At 64.9% G+C, this 23,746-nt stretch carries 21 protein-coding genes and 1 tRNA gene; 5 read left to right on the top strand and 17 right to left on the bottom strand.

Annotation, left to right across the window (positions count from 1 at the left end):
* Nucleotides 1-1,050 (top strand): tyrosine-type recombinase/integrase, encoded by a 1,050-nt coding sequence (locus AC05QJ_RS14865; protein WP_476747578.1) that lies wholly within the window; start codon nt 1-3, stop codon nt 1,048-1,050.
* Nucleotides 1,051-1,149: 99 nt separating this feature from the next.
* Here AC05QJ_RS14865 and AC05QJ_RS14860 read toward each other — a convergent pair.
* From AC05QJ_RS14860 to AC05QJ_RS14780, 17 genes are all read right to left on the bottom strand, one after another.
* A tRNA-Cys gene (locus AC05QJ_RS14860) sits at nt 1,150-1,223 on the bottom strand.
* Between the two features lie 191 nt (nt 1,224-1,414).
* Nucleotides 1,415-2,065, bottom strand: coding sequence for a methyl-accepting chemotaxis protein (locus tag AC05QJ_RS14855; RefSeq protein WP_476747947.1), 651 nt, complete (start codon nt 2,063-2,065; stop codon nt 1,415-1,417).
* A 1,725-nt stretch (nt 2,066-3,790) separates the two neighbouring features.
* The gene (locus tag AC05QJ_RS14850) at nt 3,791-4,558 is read right to left on the bottom strand and encodes an autoinducer binding domain-containing protein (RefSeq protein ID WP_476747577.1); all 768 of its coding nucleotides are present in this window, start codon (nt 4,556-4,558) and stop codon (nt 3,791-3,793) included.
* A gap of 253 nt (nt 4,559-4,811) precedes the next feature.
* A complete protein-coding gene (locus AC05QJ_RS14845; RefSeq protein WP_476747576.1) occupies nt 4,812-6,437 on the bottom strand; it encodes a methyl-accepting chemotaxis protein in 1,626 nt (541 codons plus the stop codon).
* Between the two features lie 278 nt (nt 6,438-6,715).
* Nucleotides 6,716-7,720 carry a CDP-6-deoxy-delta-3,4-glucoseen reductase gene (locus AC05QJ_RS14840; protein WP_476747575.1) on the bottom strand — a complete coding sequence of 335 codons (1,005 nt, stop codon included), beginning with the start codon at nt 7,718-7,720 and terminating at the stop codon, nt 6,716-6,718.
* A gap of 104 nt (nt 7,721-7,824) precedes the next feature.
* Nucleotides 7,825-8,832, bottom strand: a complete 1,008-nt coding sequence (gene dmpG / locus AC05QJ_RS14835) for a 4-hydroxy-2-oxovalerate aldolase (protein WP_476747574.1) — start codon at nt 8,830-8,832, stop codon at nt 7,825-7,827.
* Nucleotides 8,833-8,841: 9 nt separating this feature from the next.
* Complete coding sequence (locus AC05QJ_RS14830; protein WP_476747573.1) at nt 8,842-9,774, bottom strand: acetaldehyde dehydrogenase (acetylating); 933 nt, start codon at nt 9,772-9,774, stop codon at nt 8,842-8,844.
* Nucleotides 9,771-11,630: a feruloyl-CoA synthase gene (locus AC05QJ_RS14825; protein ID WP_476747572.1), complete on the bottom strand. Its 1,860-nt coding sequence runs from the start codon at nt 11,628-11,630 to the stop codon at nt 9,771-9,773. The genes AC05QJ_RS14830 and AC05QJ_RS14825 overlap by 4 nt, the downstream gene beginning before the upstream one ends.
* A 106-nt stretch (nt 11,631-11,736) precedes the next feature.
* Complete coding sequence (locus AC05QJ_RS14820) at nt 11,737-12,519, bottom strand: 2-keto-4-pentenoate hydratase (RefSeq protein ID WP_476747571.1); 783 nt, start codon at nt 12,517-12,519, stop codon at nt 11,737-11,739.
* A gap of 40 nt (nt 12,520-12,559) precedes the next feature.
* Nucleotides 12,560-13,531 (bottom strand): NAD(P)H-dependent flavin oxidoreductase, encoded by a 972-nt coding sequence (locus AC05QJ_RS14815; protein WP_476747570.1) that lies wholly within the window; start codon nt 13,529-13,531, stop codon nt 12,560-12,562.
* 43 nt (nt 13,532-13,574) lie between these two features.
* The gene (hcaB, locus tag AC05QJ_RS14810; protein ID WP_476747569.1) at nt 13,575-14,387 is read right to left on the bottom strand and encodes a 3-(cis-5,6-dihydroxycyclohexa-1,3-dien-1-yl)propanoate dehydrogenase; all 813 of its coding nucleotides are present in this window, start codon (nt 14,385-14,387) and stop codon (nt 13,575-13,577) included.
* A 120-nt stretch (nt 14,388-14,507) separates the two neighbouring features.
* Nucleotides 14,508-15,029 carry a 3-phenylpropionate/cinnamic acid dioxygenase subunit beta gene (locus AC05QJ_RS14805; protein WP_476747568.1) on the bottom strand — a complete coding sequence of 174 codons (522 nt, stop codon included), beginning with the start codon at nt 15,027-15,029 and terminating at the stop codon, nt 14,508-14,510.
* Nucleotides 15,030-15,040: 11 nt separating this feature from the next.
* Nucleotides 15,041-16,390 carry an aromatic ring-hydroxylating dioxygenase subunit alpha gene (locus AC05QJ_RS14800; RefSeq protein WP_476747567.1) on the bottom strand — a complete coding sequence of 450 codons (1,350 nt, stop codon included), beginning with the start codon at nt 16,388-16,390 and terminating at the stop codon, nt 15,041-15,043.
* Between the two features lie 31 nt (nt 16,391-16,421).
* Nucleotides 16,422-16,775: a non-heme iron oxygenase ferredoxin subunit gene (locus AC05QJ_RS14795; RefSeq protein ID WP_476747566.1), complete on the bottom strand. Its 354-nt coding sequence runs from the start codon at nt 16,773-16,775 to the stop codon at nt 16,422-16,424.
* Nucleotides 16,772-17,620, bottom strand: coding sequence for a DODA-type extradiol aromatic ring-opening family dioxygenase (locus tag AC05QJ_RS14790; RefSeq protein WP_476747565.1), 849 nt, complete (start codon nt 17,618-17,620; stop codon nt 16,772-16,774). The genes AC05QJ_RS14795 and AC05QJ_RS14790 overlap by 4 nt, the downstream gene beginning before the upstream one ends.
* 4 nt (nt 17,621-17,624) lie before the next feature.
* The gene (locus AC05QJ_RS14785) at nt 17,625-17,921 is read right to left on the bottom strand and encodes an extradiol ring-cleavage dioxygenase (protein ID WP_476747564.1); all 297 of its coding nucleotides are present in this window, start codon (nt 17,919-17,921) and stop codon (nt 17,625-17,627) included.
* A 5-nt stretch (nt 17,922-17,926) separates the two neighbouring features.
* A complete protein-coding gene (locus tag AC05QJ_RS14780) occupies nt 17,927-18,742 on the bottom strand; it encodes an alpha/beta fold hydrolase (protein ID WP_476747563.1) in 816 nt (271 codons plus the stop codon).
* 304 nt (nt 18,743-19,046) lie between these two features.
* On the opposite strand from AC05QJ_RS14780, the gene AC05QJ_RS14775 reads away from it, so the two are divergent.
* From AC05QJ_RS14775 to AC05QJ_RS14760, 4 genes are all read left to right on the top strand, one after another.
* Entirely contained in the window at nt 19,047-19,628 is a 582-nt protein-coding gene (locus AC05QJ_RS14775; protein WP_476747562.1) for a TetR/AcrR family transcriptional regulator, read from the top strand.
* Nucleotides 19,629-20,175: 547 nt separating this feature from the next.
* A complete protein-coding gene (locus tag AC05QJ_RS14770) occupies nt 20,176-21,210 on the top strand; it encodes a branched-chain amino acid ABC transporter permease (protein WP_476747561.1) in 1,035 nt (344 codons plus the stop codon).
* The gene (locus AC05QJ_RS14765) at nt 21,210-22,976 is read left to right on the top strand and encodes a branched-chain amino acid ABC transporter ATP-binding protein/permease (protein ID WP_476747560.1); all 1,767 of its coding nucleotides are present in this window, start codon (nt 21,210-21,212) and stop codon (nt 22,974-22,976) included. The genes AC05QJ_RS14770 and AC05QJ_RS14765 overlap by 1 nt, the downstream gene beginning before the upstream one ends.
* Nucleotides 22,973-23,737: an ABC transporter ATP-binding protein gene (locus tag AC05QJ_RS14760; RefSeq protein WP_476747559.1), complete on the top strand. Its 765-nt coding sequence runs from the start codon at nt 22,973-22,975 to the stop codon at nt 23,735-23,737. The genes AC05QJ_RS14765 and AC05QJ_RS14760 overlap by 4 nt, the downstream gene beginning before the upstream one ends.
* Nucleotides 23,738-23,746: the final 9 nt, after the last annotated feature.

Here is a 23,746-nt window from a genome sequence, read left to right as displayed (position 1 = left end):
ATGCGCCCTAGGAACATAGAAAACCGCGACCTGCCGCCGGGCATGTACCGGCGCAAGCGGACCAGGAAGAACGGCAAAGAGTGGGTCGGCTACTACTACCGGGACCAAGCCGGAAAAGAGCTCCCACTCGGCACCGATCTGGCCAGGGCCAAAATGAAGTGGGCCGAGCTCGAAGCCAAGCGCCTACCCGCAGAGCTCACGACCATGAAGGGCATCTTCGATGAGTACGAGAAGAAGATCATTCCAGGCAAGGCGCCGCGAACCCAGAAGGACAACATCTACGAGCTGAAGCAGCTGAGGGACGTATTCGACGAAGCCCCAATCGACGAGATCACCCCGTCAATGATTGCCCAATACCGCGACAGCAGATCGGCCAAGACCAGGGCAAACCGGGAGATAGCCTTGCTCTCCCATGTAATCAACACTGCCCGCGAATGGGGGCTCACGACCAGAGAGAACCCCTGCCTGGGTGTGAGAAAAAACAAGGAAAAACCACGGGACTACTACGCAAACGAGATCGTCTGGAAAGCCGTGTATGAGGAAGCGCCGCAGGAGCTGAGGGAGGCGATGGATTTGGCCTACCTTTCAGGGCAACGACCAGCGGACGTGCTCGCAATGCGGAAGGACTTCAGGGAGGGAGTTTATCTGCGGATAGCCCAGGGCAAGACGGGCAAGAAGCTGCGCATCCTCTTGGAGGTCGATGGCGTGCAAAACGCCTTGGGCAACCTGCTGGACCAGATTGAGAGACGGAACAGCCATCATCTGTCGCCTTTTTACATCGTGAATGAAGACGGCAAGCGGATGAGCTGGGGCATGCTGCGAAACCGTTGGGCAGATGCGAGAGAGGCAGCCAGGGCCAAAGCCATGGCAGAGAAGAAGACGGACCTGGCCAAGCAAATTGCCCAGTTCCAGTTCAGAGACATTCGCCCGAAAGCGGCATCGGAGATCAAAGACTTGGGCGATGCGAGCACCCTGCTCGGGCACTCCCAGACAGAAATTACCGAGCGCGTTTATCGACGAGTGGGCGCCATCGCGAAGCCGTCTAAATGACGAAGTTTCGGAACTCTACCCCTAAAGTTTCGGAACTCCGGTATCATTTCGCGCAAACTAAAAAGCCCCGCAGACGTTAATCTGCGGGGCTTTGAATAGTGGAGGCCGAGGTCGGAATCGAACCGGCGTAGACGGATTTGCAATCCGGAGCATAACCACTTTGCTACTCGGCCTCATGAGCTTCTGAAATCTTTCGATTTCTCTAACTCGTTGAAAACGTTGAGTTTTTTATTTCTCGTCGCTTTCGATGGGGGCCATTATGCGTGCATTCCCCGATGCTGGCAACCCCCTGATTTAAAAAAAGTTTCTGCCCGTACAGCGGGGCGGTTTTCCTTACGCAACCGCCCTGCCCCGTGGGCTCCCTTCATGCCGCCTTGCGCTGCCCGCTGGCGCGGGTGACTTCGAACAACCCCACCAGTTTCTGCAGCTTGTTGGCATTGAGTCGCACGGTTTCCGCACTGGCGTGCAGAACGCTCACGGTCTGGTGCATCTCGATCGAGGACTGGTCGACCTCCTTGATGGTCCGGCCGTAGTCCAGGCTGCGCTGGTTGAGTTGCTCGATGATGCTGAACATGTTTTCCACGGCCTGGTGCAACTGCACGTTTTCCGAAGACGCCTGCTCGGCGAGGCCCAGGCTCTGGTCGACGTTTTTCACGCCGTCTTCCATGAAGCCCACGGCTTTCTGGGTTTCGCCCTGCAGGCTTTCCACGGTCACGCGGATTTCCTCGGCAGCGCTGGAGGTGCGTGCGGCGAGGCTGCGCACTTCATCGGCCACCACGGCAAAGCCGCGACCATGCTCTCCGGCCCTTGCCGCTTCGATGGCGGCGTTGAGGGCCAGCAGGTTGGTCTGGTTGGTGATGTCGCTGATCAGGCCACTGATCTTGCCGATCTCGGCCATGCGGCTGTCGAGCAGTTGCACGCTGGAGGCGGAACGCTCGACCACGTCACGGATCGACTGGGTGCCCGCCTGCACGGTGAGGAACTGCTGGTGGGCACGCTCGACCACCTCATCCATGGCCTGCTTCATCTGTTCGGCGCCGGCCGAGGCCTGCTGGATCTCGCCCAGTTGCTCCTCGACGATGACCATCATGCGGTGGATGGCCTCGGCCACCTCCACCGAGGTGCTGCTGGCTTCGCGGCTGCGGCCAAGCATCATCTGGTTGGTGGTGCCAACGCTGTGACTGGCCTTGACCACCTGACCCACCACTGAATCGAGGTGGTCGATGAAGCTGTTGATCCAGCGCCCCATGTCGCCGGTTTCATCATTGGCCATGCGTGCCGGATCCAGGCGCTGGCGCAGGTTGCCCTCGCCTTCGGCGATGGTACGGATCACCCCGGTCATTTCGGTCAGCCGCGCGGCCAGACGCTTGGGCCCCAGGGTGCTGAACACCCAGGCGGCGACCAGCAGGCTGCCGGCTTCGCAGAGGTCGATCAGGTGCTGCGGCAGGCCGCTGTAGTGCTGCACGACATAGTTGCAGGTGAACAGGCCCAGCATGGTCGCCAGGTACGGTTTCATCAGGCCGTAGCTCAACGAGCGGCGCCGGTAGACCTCCTCGAGGTCGGCCTCGCACATCATGCCCCAGCGGTCTGGCGAGCCGGGCAACTGGAAGGTGACGCCCTTGCCCACCACCGGGATGTGCCGGTAATCGGAGTACCCCGGATAGGTGACGAACAGGTTGGAGCCATTGCGGATGGTTTCACGCACGCCGGGGTGCAGTTGCTGGGTGGCCGGGTCGGTGAAGCGCAGTTCCAGTTCGGTGTGACGCTGCACCTGTACGGTCTTCCAGGCCGTGTGCACCCCACTCTTGAGGTTTTCACCGTGGCTGAAGGTGCCGTCCTCGAAGCGCGAGCGAGACAATGCCACCCCCGGTTGCAGGCTCGGGTCGAAACGCGACTGGACCATGAACAGGTAGTTGTCTCCGGACTCGGCGAAGATATGCCCGGCCTCGCGCTGGATCAGATCGCCCAGCACATCGTTGGGCACTCGCCCGCACAGGCAGGCGACGGCTTTGCCGGCAACCTTGATCGGTTGGTAGAACATCAGCGTCACTTCGTCATGAAAGCGCGACGAGGACGGCCCGATGCTCAGGGTCAGCGGGTCGCTGTAGGGCCCGTGCAGGAACGGCGCCTTGAGGCCTTCGGCCAGGGCCGCCGGATTGACGGTGCGGCGCTCCGGGCCTGTCCAGGTCGAAGCCAGCAACTTGCCGCTGGGGTCGAGCACGAACAGCTCGGAGAAGTCCTCGGCTTGCGCCAGCTTTTCCTGAAGGGACAGCGGGTGGAGAGCGCCCAGGTCGCCCAGGCCCTGGCCCAGCTCGGCCAGATGCTCCCACTGCTCCACCGTCCAACTGGTGAGTAGCTTGACCCGGGTTTCAGCGATCGCCTCGAAGGTTTGCTCGATGACCGGATAGGCCGAGCGATTGACCCGGCAGGCCCAACCCATGGACAGCTTGCCGGTCTTGCCGAACCACGGCAGCCAGCGACGCTCTTCCCCCGATAACTGCATGGAGTTGCTTGCAAGCGACATAGACCTCTCCAATGACGACATCCCAATGGGTTTCGAGAGGCAACTTACAGGCCAACTGAAAGCTTGCTAACTAACCGAACGGTCAAAGGCTGGCTTTATGCCACTTCCGAGGAACCCGGATGAACGCCGCAGCGGGTTGGGAAGAACGAAAAACGCCCCAAAGCGGGGCGGATTGTTCGACAGAGCGTTCATTAAGGTGCAATAACTCCAATCGATTCAGGAACTTGCCAGCATTGGCCAGTCACTGGCCCGACGCCCGAAATCGACCGGCTCGGTTGAGGGGTGGGTTTCGCGGGTCTTGAACAGGCCGAGCTGCGCGGCACGGGCGATGGCCGCCACCTTGTTCTGCACGCCGAGCTTGACGATGGTGTTGCGTGCGTGAAAGTTCACCGTCGACTCCGACAGATGAAGGATCTCGGCCACCTCTTCGGCAGTCTTGCCAATGGCCGACCAACGCAGCACTTCGATCTCCCGCTCGCTCAGGTGCAACGCCTCGATCTTGCGCTTGAGTTCATCGACCTGGTTCATGTGGATCACGTTGCACAGCAGCAATACCTGCCCGGCCTTTTCGTACCACTCCTCATCGCCGATCGGCCCGTCCCGGCGCGACACGTCGAGGATGCTGAACACCCCTTCGGAGTGCGCGCCCTGAGACCAGCCATGGCACATGCCGAAGGTCTGGGCGTCGCTCCACATCCCCGGCGCGCAGCGAAAGAATTCCTCGTTCCAGAAGATCGGCAGGATCGAACGCCGGCAGTGCGCAATGCGCGGGTCGACATCGGTGTAGCGCCGGGTCTTGTAGGTCTTGATCCAGCCCGCCGGAAAGGTGCTCCAGAGCACGGGACGGGCGTCGAGGCTGGTCCAGCAGGAAAAACCGAAGAAATCGAACCCCAGTTGCACGATCAGGCCGTGCAAGGCATTGAAGCGAAGGTTGGGGGAGATTTCCCGTGCCAGGACATGCAGGACTTCGGCACTGAGCGACATGATGGCAACGCCTCTTCATCGGCGCCGGTATCCATTCCAGTGCGCGTGCGGGTTATTGAAAATGTGGGTAGCAGGAACCTGAGGCTAGATGGGCGCTGGCAGCCCAACAACCAGAACTTGGATATATATCCAAAGCATTCCCTGCCGCGGGGAAGCGTCTAGGTCGAGGCTCGACGGGAAAGAACAGGCAAACGCCGGCAATCGCCGCGACGGAACTTTTTTCTCCCGTCGCGGTAACTGCCGGCGCCGCTACTCAGACCTTGAACTTGGAAATCATCACGTTCAGTTCCACCGCCAGGCGCGACAGGTCCTGGCTGGCGGCGTTGGTCTGGTTGGCGCCGGCCGAGGTCTGCATCGACAGGTCGCGGATGTTGACCAGGTTGCGGTCCACTTCCCGCGCCACCGAGGCCTGCTCTTCCGAGGCGCTGGCGATCACTAGGTTGCGCTCGTTGATGGCGGCGATGGCTTCGGCGATCACCTTCAGCGCCTCGTCGGCGGCCTGGGCCACTTCAAGGGTGCGGCTGGCCTGGCTCTGGCTGCTGTGCATGGTACTGACCGCACGGTGAGTACCGGCCTGGACGCCGCCAATCATCTGCTCGATCTCTTCGGTGGACTGTTGGGTGCGATGCGCCAGGGCGCGGACTTCGTCGGCGACCACCGCAAAGCCCCTGCCCGCCTCGCCGGCTCGCGCGGCCTCGATGGCGGCATTGAGGGCCAGCAGGTTGGTCTGGTCGGCGATGGAACCGATCACATCCAGCACGCGGCTGATGTCGTTGACGTGGTTGGCCAGGGTCTCGACCTCCTGGGCGGTGTCGCCGACATCGCCGACAAGGCTCTGGATCGAGGCCAGCGCCTGGTCGACCTGGGCCCGGCCATGCTGAGTGGTGTCATCGGCGCGGCGCGAGGCATCGGAGGTGGACACCGCGTTGCTGGCGACCTCCTCGACCGCAGCGGTCATCTCGTTCACCGCCGTCGCGGCCTGTTCGATCTCGGCGCTCTGTTGCAGCAGGCCGCGGCTGGTGTCGTCGGTAACCGCATGCAGCTCTTCCGAGGCCGACGCCAGGCGATCGGAGGACTCGGCGATCTGCCGGATCGTGGTGCGCAGGCGTTCCTGCATGGTGCGCATCGACTGCAGCAGCAGCGCCGGTTCGTCGCGGCCGATCACGATGATTTCCTGGGTCAGGTCACCGTGAGACACACGGTCGGCCACCACCACGGCTTCGTGCAGCGGGGTGACGATGCTGCGGGTGAGGACGGCAGCGATGGCGATCATGGCGGCGAGGATCACCACCAGGGTGATAGTGATGATCAGGATCGCCCGGTTGTACGACTCGTTGCTGACCTTGCCCGACTCGACCAGCCCGTCGTAGTTGTAGCGGATCAGGTTGCTGAGGTCGTTCATCATGGCATCGGCATACGCCACCAGCGGGCCGTTGAGCAGATCGATGGCATCGTCCGGACGCTCGGCGCGCACCGCATCCAGCAAGCGTTTCTGCAACTCGTGGTATTTGCCGTAGGCGCCCTTGAAGGTGTCGAACAGCTCGCGGTTCTGCGGGCTGTCGATACTGGCCTCGTAGGACTTGAGGTTGGTGTTGATCTCCTGCTGGCGCTCGGCAATCAGGTCCAGGGTGCGCTGGCGTTCCTCCGGGTCACGCAGCATGATCGAACGCAGCGTCAGCGCCCGGGTGCGGCCAAGGGCCAGGCCGACTTCGGCCAGGGAGTGACTGCTGGGTTGCCAGTAACCGGTGATCTTGTCGGTGGCCGAGTTCATCTTGTCGGCTTCGAAAATGGCGACCGCGCCCAACAGCAAGACCAGCACCGCCAGCACCGCGAAGGCAAATCCGGCTCGGTAGCCGATGGAGAGATTTCTGACCCGCATTGACCTTTCCTCAAATATCCGCCCTGGCCTGGGTGGTTGTGAAAGCCAGGGGGATGAAGCCTTGGAGCCCACGGGCACGGCAAATTGCGCCGGCTGCGGGGCGTGGTGCACACAAGGTTTCTGCCGCGGTGAGCGGTCAATTTCTAGTTAGGTCGGGAGGCCCGATGCATCAGGTGCCGACGCGGGGCGCTGGCACCTGAAAATACCTTTGGATTCTACGGGAATGGCAAAATGATGGCAAACCGTAAGGGCGCACAAATGCCTGTCATGCAGTGCGACTAAACAAAGGCATCCGCGTAGAAATCCGCCTCCGCCAGCCCCCGTTCCGCCACATAATCCCGCCGCGCCGAATCCACCACGATCGGCGCGCCGCAGGCGTACACCTCGAAGCCCTTGAGGCTCTGGAAATCGCTGACGACCTGGCGGTGCACGAACCCTGTCGCACCCTGCCAGTCGCAGGCCTCGGTCGGCTCGGAAAGGACCGGGGTATAACGCAGCCACGGCAGCTCCGCCTCCCAGGCCAGCAGTTGCTCATGGCGGTACAGGTCTTCGCGACGGCGACCGCCCCAATAGAGGTACACCGGGCGGCGGTTGTCGCCGCGCTCGCGCAGTTGCTCCAGCAAGGCCTGGATCGGCGCAAAGCCGGTGCCGCTGGCGAGGAAGATCATCGGCGCATCACCGTCGCGCAGGAAGAACGACCCGAACGGCCCTTCCATGCGCAGGATCGCCTTGGGTTGCAGGGCGTTGAACACATGGCCGCTGAACACGCCGCCGGGCATGTGGCGAATGTGCAGTTCCAGTTGCTGGTCGCGGGCAGTCGCGGTGGCCATGGAATAGCTGCGCCGGCTGCCGTCCTTGAGCAGCACTTGCACGTACTGCCCGGGGAAATAGTTGAAGGCGCTGCCCGGCGCCAGCATCAGGCGCAGCACCGCCACGTCATGGCTGACCTTGTCGATGGCGGCGACCCGCACGCCCATCTGCTGGATGCTGATGCCGCGCAGTTCGGTGACTTCCGGCGCATCGATGACGACATCGGAGCGGGCCCTGGCGCAGCAGAACAGTGCCAGGCCCTGTTCGCGTTCGGTCTGGGTCAGCACATCGAAGGGGCTGTCGCCGTGGTCGACGTCGCCGTCGAGCACACGGCCCTTGCAGCTGCCGCAGGTGCCGGTGCGGCAACTGTGCTTGAGCATCAGGCCGTCGGCCAGGGCCGCGTCGAGAAGGGTCTGATCGGCAGTGACCGGGCAGCTCAGGCCGACCGGCTGGATGTTCAGGGTGTAGTTCATGGTCTGGGCCTCGGATGGGTTTGGTGTTCAGAATCGCCAGCGCCCACAAGCACGCTGTGCACACAGCTACCGCCTGTGGGAGCCGGCTTGCCGGCGATGGCGATCTAACGGCGACTCAGCAGATCCAGCGCCACATCGACGATCATGTCTTCCTGCCCACCCACCATCCGCCGCTTGCCCAGCTCGACGAGGATGTCCACGGTCTTCAGCCCATAACGCGCCGCCGCGATCTCGGCATGCCGCAGGAAGCTCGAATAGACCCCGGCATAGCCCAGCGCCAGCGACTCGCGGTCGACCCGCACTGGCCGGTCCTGCAACGGGCGAACGATGTCGTCCGCCGCGTCCATCAGGGTGTAGAGGTCGGTGCCGTGGTTCCAGCCCAGGCGCTCGGCAGCGGCGATGAACACCTCCAGCGGCGCATTGCCGGCACCCGCGCCCATGCCGGCGAGGCTGGCATCGATGCCGTCGCAGCCCTCTTCCACCGCCACGATCGAGTTGGCAACGCCCAGGCTCAGGTTGTGGTGGGCGTGCATGCCGGTCTGGGTTTCAGGGTTCAGCACCGCCTTGAAAGCGCGCATGCGGTCCCTGATGTCCTGCATGTTCATGGCGCCACCGGAGTCAGCCATGTAGATGCACTGGGCGCCGTAGCTTTCCATCAGCTTGCCCTGGGCCGCCAACTGCTCGGCGGGGATCATGTGGCTCATCATCAGGAAACCGACGGTGTCCATGCCCAGTTCGCGGGCGTATTCGATGTGCTGCTTCGACACATCCGCCTCGGTGCAATGGGTAGCGACGCGAACCACCCGGGCGCCAGCATCGTAGGCGGCCTTGAGGTCGTGGACCGTGCCGATGCCCGGCAGCAGCAGCGTGGCGATCTTCGCGTGGCTGACCACATCGGCGACCGCCTCGATGTACTCGAGATCGGTGTGCCGGCCAAAACCGTAGTTGAAGCTGGAGCCCTGCAGCCCGTCACCGTGGGCGACTTCGATGGAGTCGACCCTGGCGGCATCCAGCGCCCGGGCGATATCGCGGGCATTGTCGAGGGTGTACTGGTGGCGAACGGCGTGGCTGCCGTCGCGCAGGGTGACGTCGGAGATGTAGATCTTGTTCATGGTCGGTCCTCAGCCGTTGATCATCGACAGGGCCATACGCTCGGCGGTGGCCAGCGCGGCGGAGGTCATGATGTCGAGATTGCCGGCATAGGCCGGCAGGTAATGGGCGGCGCCTTCGACTTCGAGGAACACCGAGGTCTTCAGGCCCGAGAACACGCCAAGGCCGGGGATTTTCAGGTCGCTGACGTCGTCGAACTGCACCTTCTGCTTGAGGCGATAACCCGGCACATAGGCCTGCACCGCCTGGGCCATTTCTTCGACCGAGGCTTCAACCCTGGCCCGGTCCGCCGCCTCCGACAGCACGAACACCGTGTCGCGCATGATCAGCGGCGGCTCGGCCGGGTTCATGACGATGATCGCCTTGCCCTTGGCCGCACCGCCAATCACTTCGATGGCGCGGGCGGTGGTTTCGGTGAACTCGTCGATATTGGCGCGGGTGCCGGGGCCGGCGGACTTGCTGGCGATGGAGGCGACGATCTCGGCGTAATGGACCTTGGCCACGCGGGACACCGCCGCGACCATCGGAATGGTCGCCTGACCGCCGCAGGTGACCATGTTGACGTTGAGCTGGCCGAGGTTCTGCTCCAGATTCACCACCGGCACGCAGTACGGGCCGATGGCGGCCGGGGTCAGGTCGATCAGGCGGATGCCGGGCTTGATGGAACGCAGGAAGGCATCGTTTTTCACATGAGCGCCGGCGCTGGTGGCATCGAAAACGAAGTCGATTTCGGCAAACTCCGCCATGCGCGTCAGCCCTTCCACGCCCTCATGGGTGGTGGCGACCCCCATGCGGGCAGCACGGGCCAGGCCATCGGATGCCGGATCGATTCCGACCATCACCGACATATCCAGGTGCTGCGCATGGCGCAGGATCTTGATCATCAGGTCGGTGCCGATGTTGCCGGAACCGATGATGGCGACTTTCAGTTTGCGTTGACTCATACCGCTTCTCCGTAGACTTCGGCGAGCAGGATCACGTCCTGGTCGAGGGTGTCGGCATACAGGCGCTGGACCGCTTCGGCACGCAGCGTCAGGGCGGCGCGCTGGTTGATGTAGCCCTTGTCGGTGATTTCGCCGTCGTTGAGGCTCGGCGGGGTGTCGAGGATCAGCAGGCGCACCGCGTGCTGGGACGACGCCGGGAAGTCCCGGGCCAACGCCTGCAGGCCGGCGCACAGGGCCAGGCGCACCTCCGGCTGCAGCGCCAGCTGCGCACCGCTCATGCCCTCGCCCGCCTTGCCCAGCAGCTCACGCAGGGCCGGGGTCGGGTAGACCAGCGCGCCGATCACGTCGCGGTCATGGCCACAGATCACGCAGTCGCTGGCGTAAGGCGCCAAGGCGCTGACCAGCCGCGGACGCAGGGTGCCGACCGAGACCCAGGTGCCGCTGCTGAGCTTGAAGTCTTCGGTGACGCGGCCATCGAACAGCACGCCCAGTTCAGGACGCTCGGGGTCCACCAGGCGTCCGGCATCGCCGATGCGGTAGAAGCCCAGTTCATCGAACGCCGCCTCGGTGCTCTGCGGGTCGTTGAGGTAGCGGGGAAACACCGACGGCCCGCGCACGCGCATCTCCAGCTTGTCGCCACTGGGCACGAAACGCAGCTGTGTGCCCGGCACCGGCAGGCCGATATTGCCGGCCTTGTCCAACTGAAAGTGCACGCTGGTTACCACGGGCGAGGTCTCGGTCGAGCCCCACTCGGTGGCGAAGAACAGCGGCGCCTCGCGCACCTGTGCGGCGCGAGCCACCAGGCGCTGCCAGGAGCTTTGCGGCAGTGCGGCGGCGGCGTAGAACAGCAGCTCCAGGCGGCCGAACAGCGCGTCGGCCAGGGCCTCGTCGCGCTCCAGGTACGGCAGCAGCGCCTCGTAGCCGCGGGGCACGTTGAAGAACAAGGTCGGCCTGACCGACTTGATGTTCTCTACGGTGCGGTCGATCTGCCCCGGCAGCGGGCGGCCGTCGTCGATGTACAGGGTGCCGCCGTTGCGCAGTACCAGATTGAAGTTGTGGTTGGCGCCGAACACGTGGCTCCACGGCAACCAGTCCAGCACCACCACCTCGATCTGCTCGATGAAGCGCCAGCACTGGGCGATGGCCTGCTGGTTGGCGCAGAGCATGCCGTGGGTGTTGATCACCGCCTTGGGCGAGCCGGTGGAGCCGGAGGTCAGCAGGTAGCGCGCCGGGGTGTCGCCATTCAGGCGGGCGAAGGCGTCCATCACCGCCAGGCTCTCGGGCTTGTACAGCAGCGGCAGGGCCAGGCCGTCAGGGATCTCCTGGGCATTGCGCGCGGCCACCACCGGGCAGCGCGGCTTGACCAGCTCGATGGCACGGCAGTAGGCGTCGCCGTCGTTGACGAAGATCAGCGCCGGGTCCAGCACCTCGATGATCGCCTTGAGCTTGGCGCAGCCGCTGCCGGTGTTGCGGGCATAGGCCACCGACACGGTGGACACCGGAATGCCCACATGCAGCGCCGCCAGGGTCAGCAGCGCCTGGTCGATATCGTTTTCCGAAAGCATCAGCACCGGACGGCCCGGCACGGTGTCCAGTTCCAGCAGCCCCTGGGCCAGGGCACCAACGCGCTGGCGCACTTCGCCGTAGGTCAGGGTGAACCAGCTGCCATTGCGCCGCTCGGCCAGGTAGGGCCGGTCGGGCGTGAGTTCGGCCCAGTGCTCCAGCCATTCGCCGATGCAGCGGGCATAAGGTTGCAGAGGCTCGGGAGAGCTGAGGATGAAACTGCCGTCCGCGCCGGGCTCGCAGAGCACGCGCGCCGGCGCCAACCGCGTCGGGTCGTTGAAGATGTCGTACATGGCACGCCCTCGTGAGTTCGGCAGACCGGGTGGCCGCCGCTCACTGATTTATTGTTGTGACGTTCGCCGGCACCCTCGCCGGCGTGTGTGGATTGGTCAGCCTGGATCAGGCGAAACGGCAGCTCACTTCGCCCAGCCGGGTCAGGCGCAGGCGCAGGCTGTCGCCGGCGGCAACCGGGACCATCGGCCCCAGCGCCCCCGACAGCAACACATCGCCGGCCTGCAACGGACGCCCGGCCTCGGCCATGGTCCGCGCCAGCCACAGGCAGGCATCCAGCGGATTGCCCATGCAGGCGGCACCGACGCCGATGGCCGCCTGGGCGCCGTTCTTCTCCAGCAGCATGCCTTCCAGGGCGAGATCCAGGCCACTTAGGCTGACTGGCGTCTTGCCCAGCACATAGAGGCCGGACGAAGCGTTGTCGGCGACTGTATCGACCAGGGTGATCTTCCAGTCCTCGATCGCCGAATCGACGATCTCCAGGGCTGGCAGTAGGTGGTCCACCGCCCGCAGCAATTCGGCCAGGGTGGTGTCGGCATGGGGCAGGTCACGACCGAGGATGAAAGCGATCTCGCCTTCGGCCTTGGGCTGGATCAGGCGACGGCTGTCGATGGTTTCGCCATCGCGGATTTCCATGTCGGCGAAGAGCATGCCGAAGTCCGGCTGATCGACGCCCAGTTGCTGTTGTACCGCCAGCGAGGTCAGGCCGATCTTGCGCCCGCTCAGGCGCCGGCCGGCGGCCAGGGCGGCCTGGGTGTTGAGTTCCTGGACGGCGTAGGCGTCGGCCAGGCTGTTGATGTCGAAGCGCTCGGAAATGCGGCCGCACGGGGTGCGGCTGTCCCGGGCGCGGGCCAGGGCCTCGGCGGCCGGTTGCAAGGCGGGATGGGTCATGGCGTTTCTCCTGAAAACAACGCTTGAAAACGAAGTCGGCTTACAACGCGCGGGCGCGGCTTTCGCGGTAGCCCTGGTGCAGTTCGTCCACCAGTTCGGCCACGCAGTAGTGGCGGTTGATCTGGCCCACGCCCTGCCCCGCCGACCACACGTGTTTCCAGGCCTTGTTGGCGCTGGCGATGTTGCCGGAGAAGTCGATGCTGGCGCGGCTTTCGGCGGCCGGATCGATACCGGCCTGCTCCAGCGACGGGCGCATCCAGTTGGCAAGCACGCCGCTAACCGCCTTGGTGGTCACCACGTCGTCCAGCGAGCAGTCCACCAGCATGTCGCGGTAGGCGTCTTCCACCAGGCTCTCTTCGGCAGCCACCAGGCGCGTGCCCACCAGCGAAAAATCGCAGCCAAGCACTTGCGCGGCGTGGATATCGCGGCCATTGGAGATCGCCCCGGCCAGGCCCAGCGGCCCGTCCCAGAACTGCCGCACTTCGCCGACGAAGGCGAACGGGTTGTAGTTGCCGGTGTGGCCGCCGGCACCGTTGCAGACCAGCACCAGGCCATCGACGCCGGCGTCCACCGCCTTGCGTGCCAGCGCCGGGCTGATGACATCGGCGATGACCACGCCGCCGTAGGCATGCACGGCGTCGAGAACGCGTTTCGGGCTGCCGAGGGCGGTGGACACGATAGGCGGCTGGTAGCGTTTGACCAGTTCCAGCTCGGCGTCGAAGCGGTCGTAGGTGCTGTGCACGATCATGTTCAGCATCCACGGCGCCCGCGCCTCACCGCGCCGGGCGGCGGCTTCGCGCTCGGCGACGATCTCGCCGAGCCACTGGTCCAGCTGCTCGACGGTACGGGCGTTGGGTGCCGGGAAGCTGCCGATGATGCCGGCCTGGCAGCAGGCCGAGACCAGCTTCGGCCCGGAGACCAGGAACATCGGCGCCGCCAGCACGGGCAGGTTGAGGCCGGCGAACAGTTCCAGCAGGTGTTGTTGCGGTGCACTGAGGCTTCTGTTGCTCATCACGCATCTCTCTTGTTTGTCTTGTAGAGCACGCAGGTGTGGTTCAGGTCTTGCGGTGCTTCGCCGCGCCGCTGCTGCGGATTTCCCAGCCGCCATCGCTGTGGATGATGGTGGCGGTGGTCAGCCCGGCGTTTTCCCGCGAGGCCAGCAGCACGTAGTGGCCGGTGTGGTCCTCGGGTTCGGCGATGCGTTGCAGCGGTACCGCCTGGGCCGCGCCGGCCTCGAACCCAGGGATCTGGTTCAGTGGCACGCTGCGGCTGTTCAGCCCTTCCAGGCTCTTCATCGGCGTGTTGGTGGCGCCAGGGGCGACACCGTTGACACGGATGTCCGGCGCCAGCTCATAGGCCAACTGGCGGATCATGCCTACCAGGGCATGCTTGGCGGTGACGTAGAGGATGCCACCGCCGCCGGCATAAAAGGCACTGTTGGACAGGGTGAAGATCATGCTGCCACGGGATTCACGCAGCGCGGCGGTGGCCGCCTGGGCGCCCAGCAGGTAACCCTGCACGTTGATCGAGAAGAGTTTCTGGAACGCGCTCTCGAAATCTTCCGGGGCGATGCGGTCGAGCCGGGTGAAGTAGTCGAACACCGCGGCGTTGCCGACGAAGGTGTCGAGCTTGCCGAAGGCTTCCAGCGTTGCCGCCACGGCGCGCTGGTTGTCCTGCCAGCGCGACACGTCGCCCTGTACGGTGATGATCGCCTCGCCCAGTTCGGCAGAGAGTGCCGCCAGTTGCGCGGCGTCGCGGCCCATTACTGCGACCTTCGCGCCTTCGGCGACATAGCGACGCACGATGGCGCTGCCGATGCCGCCGGTGCCGCCGGTGACCAGGGCGACCTGGTTGTCTAGCCAACCCATAAATCCATCCTCAAGAATTTGCAGTGCTCATTCGGGCCTCATCGCCGGCAAGGCCGGCTCCCACAGGGTTCGGTGTCGCCGCGAACATTGTGGGAGCTGGCTTGCCAGCGATAGGCACCCCTACAGGAAGGTATTGATGTTCTTGCACAGCAACATGGCATTGGGGATCAGGATCTTGCGCTTGAGCAGTTTCAATCCGTCCGCCTCCACACGCAGTACATCCTCGCGCCGCCCGGTGATCTGCGACTGTTCGTCCAGGCCGCGGCTACGCACATTGATGAAGCAGGAATAGGCGCGGTACTCGCCCGGCGCATCGCCGGGGTACACCTCGATATTGCTCACCAAGTGCACATTGCGGGTCGGCGGGTTCTCGGCCCAGGCCGAGGGCTGCTTGAACCGCGACACCCGCCGCTGCAGCTCGCGAATACCATCGTCGAAGAAGGCCATGTGCTCCAGGGTGTAGGGCCCGGACTTGTCTTCACGGCGGCGGTTCTCGATGCCCGGCATCCAGTAGTGGATCGCTTCGCTCAGGGTACGCAGCCAGTCGTCCCAGCATTCGTCATCCAGCAGGCGCGCTTCGCGCAGCAGGAATTGCTCGACGCGGCGCACCTCTTCGAAGGTCAAGGGTTGTTCCAGTGTCATGGGGTTTCTCCTCAGCGCATCGTGCCGTTGCGGTCCGGGACATCGGCCCAGGTCGGCGCTTGCAGCAGGTCTTTCCAGCGCTGGTAGAACGCCCGCGCGTTGCATTCGTTGAGCTGGCCCTTGAACACGTTGCCCGGCAGCTCGCTGTCGTCCAGGCGGGTGTGCATGCCCAGGCCGACGTAGAGGTCCTGGTAGCGGGTGACCACGCCCTTGGCCGTCTTGGTGCAGTACTCCCAGTTCTCGCCGTCGTCCATCTCGAACACACCGGTGGGCGAGAAGGTCATCATCGCGCCGCGCCGCCATTTGTCCTTGATGTCCTGCGGGGCGTTCTTGTTGACGATCACCCAGGTGAACAGCTCGATCTTGTGCGGCCCGCGGGGCTGCCAGATGCGCACCGTGTTCTGCCCCGGCAGGAAGGAGAAGTTGGGGAACACGGTGAACGAGGAAATCGCCCCGATCAGCTTCGAGCGGAATTCGCCCAGGCGCTCGGCCACTTTTGGCCGCAGCACATGCAGGTATTTGTTGATGTCGCGCTCACCGAGGGTGGCGGCGTTGCCCACCACATCGGTGGCGAACTCGTAGCCGTGGCCGTTCCAGTTCACCGAGTAGGATTCCGGCAGCTCGCCGACATTGGCCACCGGGCCACCGAGCATGGCCTTGGCCGCCGAGTCGTGGGTCCAGCCGCCGTGGAGGATGTCGCCCACGAAGTTTTCCGCAGCGATCTTCCAGTTGCAGTCGATGGTGGAGCGGATGCAGCCGCCGAGGAACTCGCTGCCGCCCTCGTCCATGTCGAGCATCACGTCCAGGTACCAGGTCATCGGCCCGAGGTATTCCTCGAGGGTCGGGCCATCAGCGGCGAAGGTGGCGAACACCAGCCCCTTGTAGGTAGCGACCCGGGCTTCGCGCAGGCCGTGCTTCGCTTTGTCGAAGTGGCTTTCCTCGTAGCACTTGGACTCGTGCATGCCCATCAGCCGGCCACCGTCGGCGCCGAACGACCAGCCGTGGTAGTTGCAGATGAAGCCGCGGGCATTGCCGGCCTCGGCGAAGCAGACCTTGTTGCCGCGATGCGGGCAGGCATTGAGGAAGACTTTCAGCGAGCCGTCCTTCTGCCGCACCACCAGCACTTCGTCCTCGCCCATGGAGGTGGTCAGGTAGTCGCCGAATTTCGGCAGTTGCGACTCGTGGGCAACGAACAGCCAGCAACGGGCGAAAATCTTCTCCAGCTCCTGTTCGTAAATGGCCTGGTCCCAGAACACCTTGCCCGACAGGCGGCCCTCCTCCATGTCGCAGATGCGGTCAAGGTTATCCAGGCTCGGGGTCGATTCGAGGGTGCGCAGCGGTATGTATTTATTGTTATCCATGGTTCGGACTCACACGGGAATGCGGTGGATATCAGACCGGGCTTTCGGCTTCGGCCAGGGCCTCGTCGGCTTCCAGCGCGACGTCGGCGTAGACCTCGCGGTCGGTGACGATGATCTTGTAGGTGCGCAGGTGCCGTTCGCAGGGGAAGGTCACCGCCTTGCCCGTGGGGATGTGGAACTGGCCCCAGTGCACCGGGCAGGTGATCAGGTCGTCCTCCAGGTCGCCCTCGGCCAGCGAGGCCGTGGCGTGGGTGCACATATCGGTAGTGGCGTAGAAGGTACCGCCCAGGTTGTAGACGCAGATGGCGTCGCCCTCGGCCTGCTCGACCTTCTTCAGTTCGCCTGGCGCCAGTTCGTCGCGCTGGCACAGCAAGACCCGACTCATACCCGGCCCTCCTTCAATTGCAGGAAGCCCAGCCCGGTGACCCAGGCCGGCACTGCCTCGTAAGCGATCACCTCGCCCACCGGCTGCTCCAGGGCCGCCATGGCGCAGGCGAAGTTGCGGATTTCCATGGCGCCGTTGCCGCCGCGCCGCAGGATGTCTTCATCGCGGTAGGCGCACAGGGCGTCGAGATCACCCTTGACGCCCAGGGCGAGAATCTCGCGGTCGAAGTCTTCGGCCACCTTGCCCATCTCGACGGTGCCAACCCAGTGGCTGATGCCGCCGCTGCCGATGATCACCACGCGCTCGTCGGCGTCGAAGGCCTCCACCGCCGCGCGCAGTTGCCGGCCAAGGTCGGCCGAGCGTTTCAGCGAGATATAGGGATCGACGCCGCAGGCCAGGTACACCGGGATGCTCGGCAGGGTCTTGCCCATCAGTTGCTCGGCGGCCTGCACCACCAGTTGGTGCGGGATCGAGAACGAATGGTCGACGGTGAAGCTGCGCGCCACGCTCCAGTCGATGCCGCTGGCGTCGCCGTGGGCGACGATGTGCTCGGCCAGCGCCTGATGGTTGGTCACCACCCGGCGCTGCAGGCCCGGCAGGCGGTCGATCGGCCCGTCCACGTCGCCGGTGCCGATCACGTAGCGCGGCAGGCAGTGGGTGCCGAACAGAATGTAGTGGTCGCAGCCGACGATGATCACCGAGGTCGGCTCAAGCTCCGCCAGGCGCCGGGCGCAATCGGCGTAGGCCTGCCACACTGCGTCGCGCTGGGCTTCGGGCGGCGCCTTGGGCGCCACGAACATGACCGGGTCGTGCGGCATCCAGAAGCCGCCAACTATCTTGCCCATCTCATCACCCCTTGAGCGCGGCGGAGAACCCCGCGCTGTCTTGGTCAGTGCAGCCCAGGCGCTGCTTGTAGATCGCCATGTCGCGTTCGGCAGAAAGCTCCTGCCAGAAGCCCATGGTCAGCATCGGATTGACCCCGGCGGCCTGCAGCCCGGCCACATCGAAGCCGAGGATCATCGCCGTCTCGTCCTCGCTCAGTTCGAAGCGGGCGAGAAAGCCCGCCGGATCCTGGCGAAAGCGCTCCTTGGCGGCGCGCTCGACGCAGAGTTGCCAGAGCACTCGCTCCATCAGGTTTCGGCTCATGGCACTTACTCGCTGAGAAAATCACGGACCAGCGCTGCAAAGCGCCGTGGCTGCTCGCTCTGCACCCAGTGACCGCAATGGCCGAACAGATGCAGGTCGGCATTGGGCACGCTGTTGGCGATCAGCAGGCCGCATTCCGGCGGCACCACGCGGTCTTCACGACCATGCACCACCAGGGTTGGCGCCGTGATTTTCGCCAGCGCCGCCGCCGGGAAGCCCTTGACCAGGGTCTGGCCTTCGGCGGCTGGTTGCGGGATCAGCTTGCGCAGGGCGTCCTGGGCACCGGGACGGGCGCTGGCCTCGAAGCGCGACTGCACCAGTTCGTCGGTGATCAACGATGTGTCGTAGGGGAACAGCTCCATCAGACGGCGCATGTTGTCCAGCGATGGCTCGTACTCCCAGGCGCCGCGCAGGCCGGGGGTCTGGATGAACTCGCCGGCCGGCGTGCCGAGCAGTACCAAGCGATCGACCCGCTCGGGGGCGAACACCGCCAGGCCGATGGCCACGGCGCCGCCGAAGGAGTTGCCGATGAACGAGGCTTTCTGGATGTCCAGCGCATCCATGATGCCCAGCAGGTGGTTGACCCACAGCTTGATGTCGTACTTGGCATCGGCCTGGAATTCGGTGAAGCCGAAGCCGGCGATGTCCGGCACGATCACCCGCCAGCGGTCGGCGAATACCGGGATGGTTTTCGCCCAGTTGGTGCCGCCGGAAACGCCCGGACCCGAGCCGTGCAGCAGGAACAGGGCCTCGCCCTGGCCGGCTTCGTAGTAGTGGGTGTTGTGCCCTGCGGCCAGCAATGTCTTGGCAATTGCGCTCATCGAGGTCTCCGTTTTTATTCTTAACATACAGATGTGTATCTAGATGCTATGGAGGGTTTTGACGTGCGTCAACGAAAAAAATGGAGAATCGTGCAAAATTATGCAGGTCAACCTACATAACTGTATTTTAAGAATTGAGGAAATTCGGCACACTGGCAGCGTTCCAGGGCACGTCCCGCCTGCGTTGGCGGCGATAGCCTCGGCATTGCGCCGGGCGCTAGAATGCCCTCCTTCGCGCCCCGGGCCGGACCACGAATCTGCCGCCCCTGGCGCCCTCCAGCTCGATGAACAAGGCCCCTACACGATGTCATCACGCACCAATCTCACCCGCGAAGACTGGATTCATGCCGCTCAACACGTGCTGGTCAGCAGCGGCGTCGATGCGGTCCGGGTCGATACCCTGGCCAAGGAACTGAAGATCACCCGTGGCAGCTTCTACTACCACTTCAAGAGCCGGGGCGAGCTGCTCGAAGGCATCCTCGGCAACTGGCGCGCCCGCGCCACCGAAGACGTCATCCTCAACCTGCGCAACGCTCATGCCTCGCCGCTGCAGCAGTTGCAGCGCCTGCTGGAGCTGCCCTCACACGGCCAGACCGCCAAGGACGCCGCCGCCATCGAACTGGGGATCCGTGCCTGGGCCCGCCGCGACAAGCAGGCGCGCCAGGCCATCGACGAAGTCGACAGCCATCGGCTGAACTACATCGAAGGGTTGCTGATCCAGGCCGGGGCACCGGCGGATGAAGCGCAGGACCGGGCTTACCTGATCTATGCGTACCAGATCAGCCTGTCGCTGCTGCACAGCGACGACACCACCGAGCAGCGGATGGAACGCAGCCAGCGCATGGCCGGACTGCTGCTGCCACAGGGCGCGGCCGTTCCGGCCTGACACTGTCTGATTGCCTGGCACAAACCCTTGTAGGAGCGGCTTCAGCCGCGATTGGCCGCATAGCGGCCACAAAACCAGTATCCCGGGCGCATCAGGCAGATCGGGGGCTCAGGTTTTGCGACGGCTTCGCCGCCGTTCGCGGCTAAAGCCGCCCACAAAAGACCGATGCAATCTTCGGATTGCGAGCAAACCAGCCTCCTCCGAGCCAGTTGCCGCCCTGCCGACTCCATGCACCCAACCCCGCCAAGAGATACATAACTGTATCTTCTAATTTCAAAACCCCCTCTTTCTCCCTTCCCCTATTGACAAACCTCCTCGGTGACCCGCTAGTCTATACATACACATTCGCATGTGTATTCAAATAAGGTCGCCCACAGCCCACACCGGGGCTGGACCCTAAGACAATAAAAATACAGTTGGGTATCTCACTATGTTCTCGCATGCGCGCACCGGCCGCCCCGCCGATACACCGCCTCCCCTCGACCTGACCGACAGCCCGTCCGCGCGGCCCGGCCTTTCCTGCCCCATCACTCGCTGAGGCTTGCTCATGGATCTCTCGATACTGGCGTTTCTCGGCCAGGACGGCCTGACCACGGGCGCGATTTATGCGCTGGTGGCCCTGGCCCTGGTCCTGGTGTTCTCGGTGACCCGCACCATCCTGGTGTTCCAGGGTGATTTCGTGACCTACAGCGCCCTGACCCTGGCGACCCTGCAATTGGGCCTGCTGCCCGGCACCCTGTGGCTGCTGATCGGCCTGTCGCTGCTGGCCTGCGGGCTGGACGCGGCGCTCGCCCTGCGTCACGGCCACTACCGCCGGCTGCCGGGCCTGGCGCTGCGCTACCTGAGCCTGCCAGCCCTGCTGTGGCTGGTGCTCGGCTCACTGGACCTGAGCGCCCTGCCGGGCGTGCTGCAGATCCTCGTCACCCTGGCACTGGTCACACCGCTGGGCCCGCTGCTCTATCGCCTGGTCTACCAGCGCGTGGCGGAAACCTCGGTGCTGATGCTGTTGATCATTTCGGTGGCGGTGCACATCGCGCTGGTGGGCATCAGCCTGTGGATGTTCGGCGCCGAAGGCGTACGCACCCAGGCCCTGGCCGAGGCCACGCTGCTGCTCGGCGAGCTGCCGGTCAGCCTGCAGAGCCTGCTGGTGATCGCCTGCGCCCTGGCGCTGATCGGCCTGCTCTATGCCTTCTTCGGCCACAGCCTGTACGGCAAGGCCCTGCGCGCCACCGCACTGAACCGCAACGGCGCGCAACTGGTGGGCATTCCCACGCAACTGGCGGGGCAAAGCGCCTTTGGCCTGGCGGCCTTCATCGGTGCGGTGTCCGGGGTGCTGATCGGCCCACTGACCACGCTGTATTACGACTCGGGCTTCCTCATCAGCCTCAAGGGCTTCGTCGCCGCGATCTTCGGCGGCCTCGCCAGCTACCCCATCGCCGCCTGCAGCGCGTTCTTCGTCGGCGTGCTGGAGAGCTTCGCCAACTTCGGCGCCTCGGCCTTCAAGGAAGTCATCGTGTTCACCCTGGTGATCCCGGTGCTGCTGTGGCTGTCGCTGAAACACCCTCACCTGGAGGACCACTGATGAGCCGTCGCCTGCTTCCCTTGCTCCTGCTGCTGGTAGCGATGTGCGCCGCGCCGGCAGTGCTGCCGCCGTTCCATGTCACCCTGCTCAACTACGTCGGCCTGTACAGCCTGGTCGCCCTGGGGCTGGTGCTGCTTACCGGCATCGGCGGCATGACCTCCTTCGGCCAGGCCGCGTTCGTCGGCATCGGCGCCTACGCCACTGCGGTGCTGAGCACCGAGTACGGCCTGTCGCCCTGGCTGGGGCTGCTGGCCGGGCTGGCGATCACCCTGGCGGTAGCTACCTGCCTCGGCCTGCTGACCCTGCGCCTGGCCGGCCATTACCTGCCGATCGGCACCCTGGCCTGGGGCCTGGCGCTGTTCTACCTGTTCGGCAACCTGCCGGGCCTCGGCGGTTTCGGCGGCATCCAGGACCTGCCGGCCATCGAGGTGTTCGGCTGGCGTATCGGCAACGCCGCCGACTTCAGCCCGCTGCTCGGGCTGATCCTGGTCGCCAGCCTGTGGCTGCTGCACAACCTGCTGGACAGCCGCCAGGGCCGCGCCATCCGTACCCTCAAGGACGCTGCGGGCATGGCCGAAGCCATGGGCATCCCCACCGGCCGCAGTCGCCTGCAGGTGTTCCTTATCGCCGCGCTGCTGGCAGCGCTGTCGGGCTGGCTGTACGCCCACCTGCAACGGGTGGTCAATCCAACGCCGTTCTCGGTGGTGATGGGCATCGAGTACCTGTTCATGATCGTTCTCGGCGGTGTCGCCAGCCTGTGGGGCGCACTGCTCGGCGCGGCCTTGCTGACCCTGCTCAAGCAAGTGCTGCAGGACGTGCTGCCGCACCTGTTCGGCCAGGCCGGCAACTTCGAAATGATCTTCTTCGGCGTGCTGATCATCCTCGTCCTGCAGTACGCCCGTGGCGGGCTGCTGCCGCTGGTGCAGGCGGTACTGCCGAGCGTCCGCCGACACACGCCGGTACCCGCCAGTGCCGCCGCCCTGCCCCGGCGTAGCCTGCCCGCTCACGGCCAGCCGCTGCTGGTGGCCGAAGGGCTGGTCAAGCGCTTTGGCGGCCTGGTGGCCAACAAGGACATGGGCCTTGCGATCAACAGCGGCGAAGTCACCGCGCTGATCGGCCCTAACGGTGCTGGCAAGTCCACCCTGTTCAACCTGCTCTCCGGGGTCCTGGCGCCCAACGCCGGGCAGATCAGCTTCCTCGGCCGGCGCATCGACGGCCTTGCACCCCGCGCCATCGCCCGCCTGGGTGTCAGCCGAACCTTCCAGCATGTGCGCCTGCTGCCGGAGATGAGCGTGCTGGAAAACGTTGCCCTCGGTGCCCACATGCGCGGCAGCGCCGGGCTGCTGCGCTCGATGCTGCATCTGGAGCGCGCCGAGGAAGCCAGCCTGCTGGCCGAGGCGGCGCGGCAGATCGAGCGGGTCGGCCTCGGCGAATTCATGCACACCCCGGCCGGCAGCCTTGCGCTGGGCCAGCAACGCATCGTCGAAATCGCCCGGGCGCTGTGCAGCGACCCGATCCTGCTGCTGCTCGACGAACCCGCCGCCGGGCTGCGCTACGGCGAGAAGCAGGCCCTGGCGCACCTGCTCGAACAACTGCGCAGCGAAGGCCTGGGCGTGCTGTTGGTGGAGCACGACATGGACTTCGTCATGGGCCTGGCCGACCAGATCGTGGTGATGGAGTTCGGCCAGCGCCTGGCGAACGGCACCCCGCTGCAAATCCAGGAAAACCCCGCGGTCCTGGCCGCCTACCTCGGAGGTGTGGAATGAGCCGCCTGCTGGATGTACGCAACCTGTCGATCAACCACGGCAAGGTCGAAGCGGTACGCAACCTCGACCTGCACCTGGACGAAGGCCAGATCGTCAGCCTGATCGGCCCCAACGGCGCCGGCAAGACCACCCTGATGGCGGCGCTGATCGGCCTGTTGCCGTCCACCGGCGACGTCAGCTACGCGGGCGCGCCGCTGCTGCCCCACCACAGCGTGGCCCAGCGCATCGACAAGGGCATGGCGCTGGTGCCGGAAAGCCGCGAGCTGTTCGGCCTGATGAGCGTCGAGGACAACCTGCGCCTGGGCGCCTTCAGCCGCCATCGCCAGGGCCACCGCGACCACCAGCAGACCCTCGACGAAGTCTTCGCCCTGTTCCCGCGCATGCATGAACGCCGCGACCAGGCCGCCTGCACCCTGTCCGGCGGCGAACGGCAGATGCTCGCCATCGGCCGCGCGCTGATGGCCCGGCCGCGCCTGCTGATGCTCGACGAGCCGAGCCTGGGCCTGGCGCCGCGGGTCATCGGCGAGATCTTCGAGATCTTCAAGACCCTGCGCGAGCGCGGCGTTTCCATCCTGCTGGTGGAACAGAACGCCCGCGCCGCACTGAAGATTTCCGACTACGGCTACGTGCTGGAAGTCGGCGACATCGTCCTGCAGGGCGACGCCGCCGACCTCGCGCAGAACCCCCGGGTGGTCGAGAGCTACCTGGGCCGCAAGTCCCCTTCCCCCGCCACGGAGGCCGACCGCGCTACCGGCACCTAGCGCCCGCTG

The sequence above is a fragment of the Pseudomonas sp. TUM25319 genome (assembly GCF_056388475.1).
This window is presented reverse-complemented; position numbering and strand designations above follow the sequence as displayed.

Bases quoted from the DNA above. Each gene is read 5' to 3' on its own strand.
- AC05QJ_RS14865 (WP_476747578.1), top strand. From the start codon at position 1: ATGCGCCCTAGGAACATAGAAAACCGCGACCTGCCGCCGGGCATGTAC.
- AC05QJ_RS14855 (WP_476747947.1), bottom strand. From the start codon at position 2,065: ATGGATGAGGTGGTCGAGCGTGCCCACCAGCAGTTCCTCACCGTGCAG.
- AC05QJ_RS14850 (WP_476747577.1), bottom strand. From the start codon at position 4,558: ATGTCGCTCAGTGCCGAAGTCCTGCATGTCCTGGCACGGGAAATCTCC.
- AC05QJ_RS14845 (WP_476747576.1), bottom strand. From the start codon at position 6,437: ATGCGGGTCAGAAATCTCTCCATCGGCTACCGAGCCGGATTTGCCTTC.
- AC05QJ_RS14840 (WP_476747575.1), bottom strand. From the start codon at position 7,720: ATGAACTACACCCTGAACATCCAGCCGGTCGGCCTGAGCTGCCCGGTC.
- dmpG (WP_476747574.1), bottom strand. From the start codon at position 8,832: ATGAACAAGATCTACATCTCCGACGTCACCCTGCGCGACGGCAGCCAC.
- AC05QJ_RS14830 (WP_476747573.1), bottom strand. From the start codon at position 9,774: ATGAGTCAACGCAAACTGAAAGTCGCCATCATCGGTTCCGGCAACATC.
- AC05QJ_RS14825 (WP_476747572.1), bottom strand. From the start codon at position 11,630: ATGTACGACATCTTCAACGACCCGACGCGGTTGGCGCCGGCGCGCGTG.
- AC05QJ_RS14820 (WP_476747571.1), bottom strand. From the start codon at position 12,519: ATGACCCATCCCGCCTTGCAACCGGCCGCCGAGGCCCTGGCCCGCGCC.
- AC05QJ_RS14815 (WP_476747570.1), bottom strand. From the start codon at position 13,531: ATGAGCAACAGAAGCCTCAGTGCACCGCAACAACACCTGCTGGAACTG.
- hcaB (WP_476747569.1), bottom strand. From the start codon at position 14,387: ATGGGTTGGCTAGACAACCAGGTCGCCCTGGTCACCGGCGGCACCGGC.
- AC05QJ_RS14805 (WP_476747568.1), bottom strand. From the start codon at position 15,029: ATGACACTGGAACAACCCTTGACCTTCGAAGAGGTGCGCCGCGTCGAG.
- AC05QJ_RS14800 (WP_476747567.1), bottom strand. From the start codon at position 16,390: ATGGATAACAATAAATACATACCGCTGCGCACCCTCGAATCGACCCCG.
- AC05QJ_RS14795 (WP_476747566.1), bottom strand. From the start codon at position 16,775: ATGAGTCGGGTCTTGCTGTGCCAGCGCGACGAACTGGCGCCAGGCGAA.
- AC05QJ_RS14790 (WP_476747565.1), bottom strand. From the start codon at position 17,620: ATGGGCAAGATAGTTGGCGGCTTCTGGATGCCGCACGACCCGGTCATG.
- AC05QJ_RS14785 (WP_476747564.1), bottom strand. From the start codon at position 17,921: ATGAGCCGAAACCTGATGGAGCGAGTGCTCTGGCAACTCTGCGTCGAG.
- AC05QJ_RS14780 (WP_476747563.1), bottom strand. From the start codon at position 18,742: ATGAGCGCAATTGCCAAGACATTGCTGGCCGCAGGGCACAACACCCAC.
- AC05QJ_RS14775 (WP_476747562.1), top strand. From the start codon at position 19,047: ATGTCATCACGCACCAATCTCACCCGCGAAGACTGGATTCATGCCGCT.
- AC05QJ_RS14770 (WP_476747561.1), top strand. From the start codon at position 20,176: ATGGATCTCTCGATACTGGCGTTTCTCGGCCAGGACGGCCTGACCACG.
- AC05QJ_RS14765 (WP_476747560.1), top strand. From the start codon at position 21,210: ATGAGCCGTCGCCTGCTTCCCTTGCTCCTGCTGCTGGTAGCGATGTGC.
- AC05QJ_RS14760 (WP_476747559.1), top strand. From the start codon at position 22,973: ATGAGCCGCCTGCTGGATGTACGCAACCTGTCGATCAACCACGGCAAG.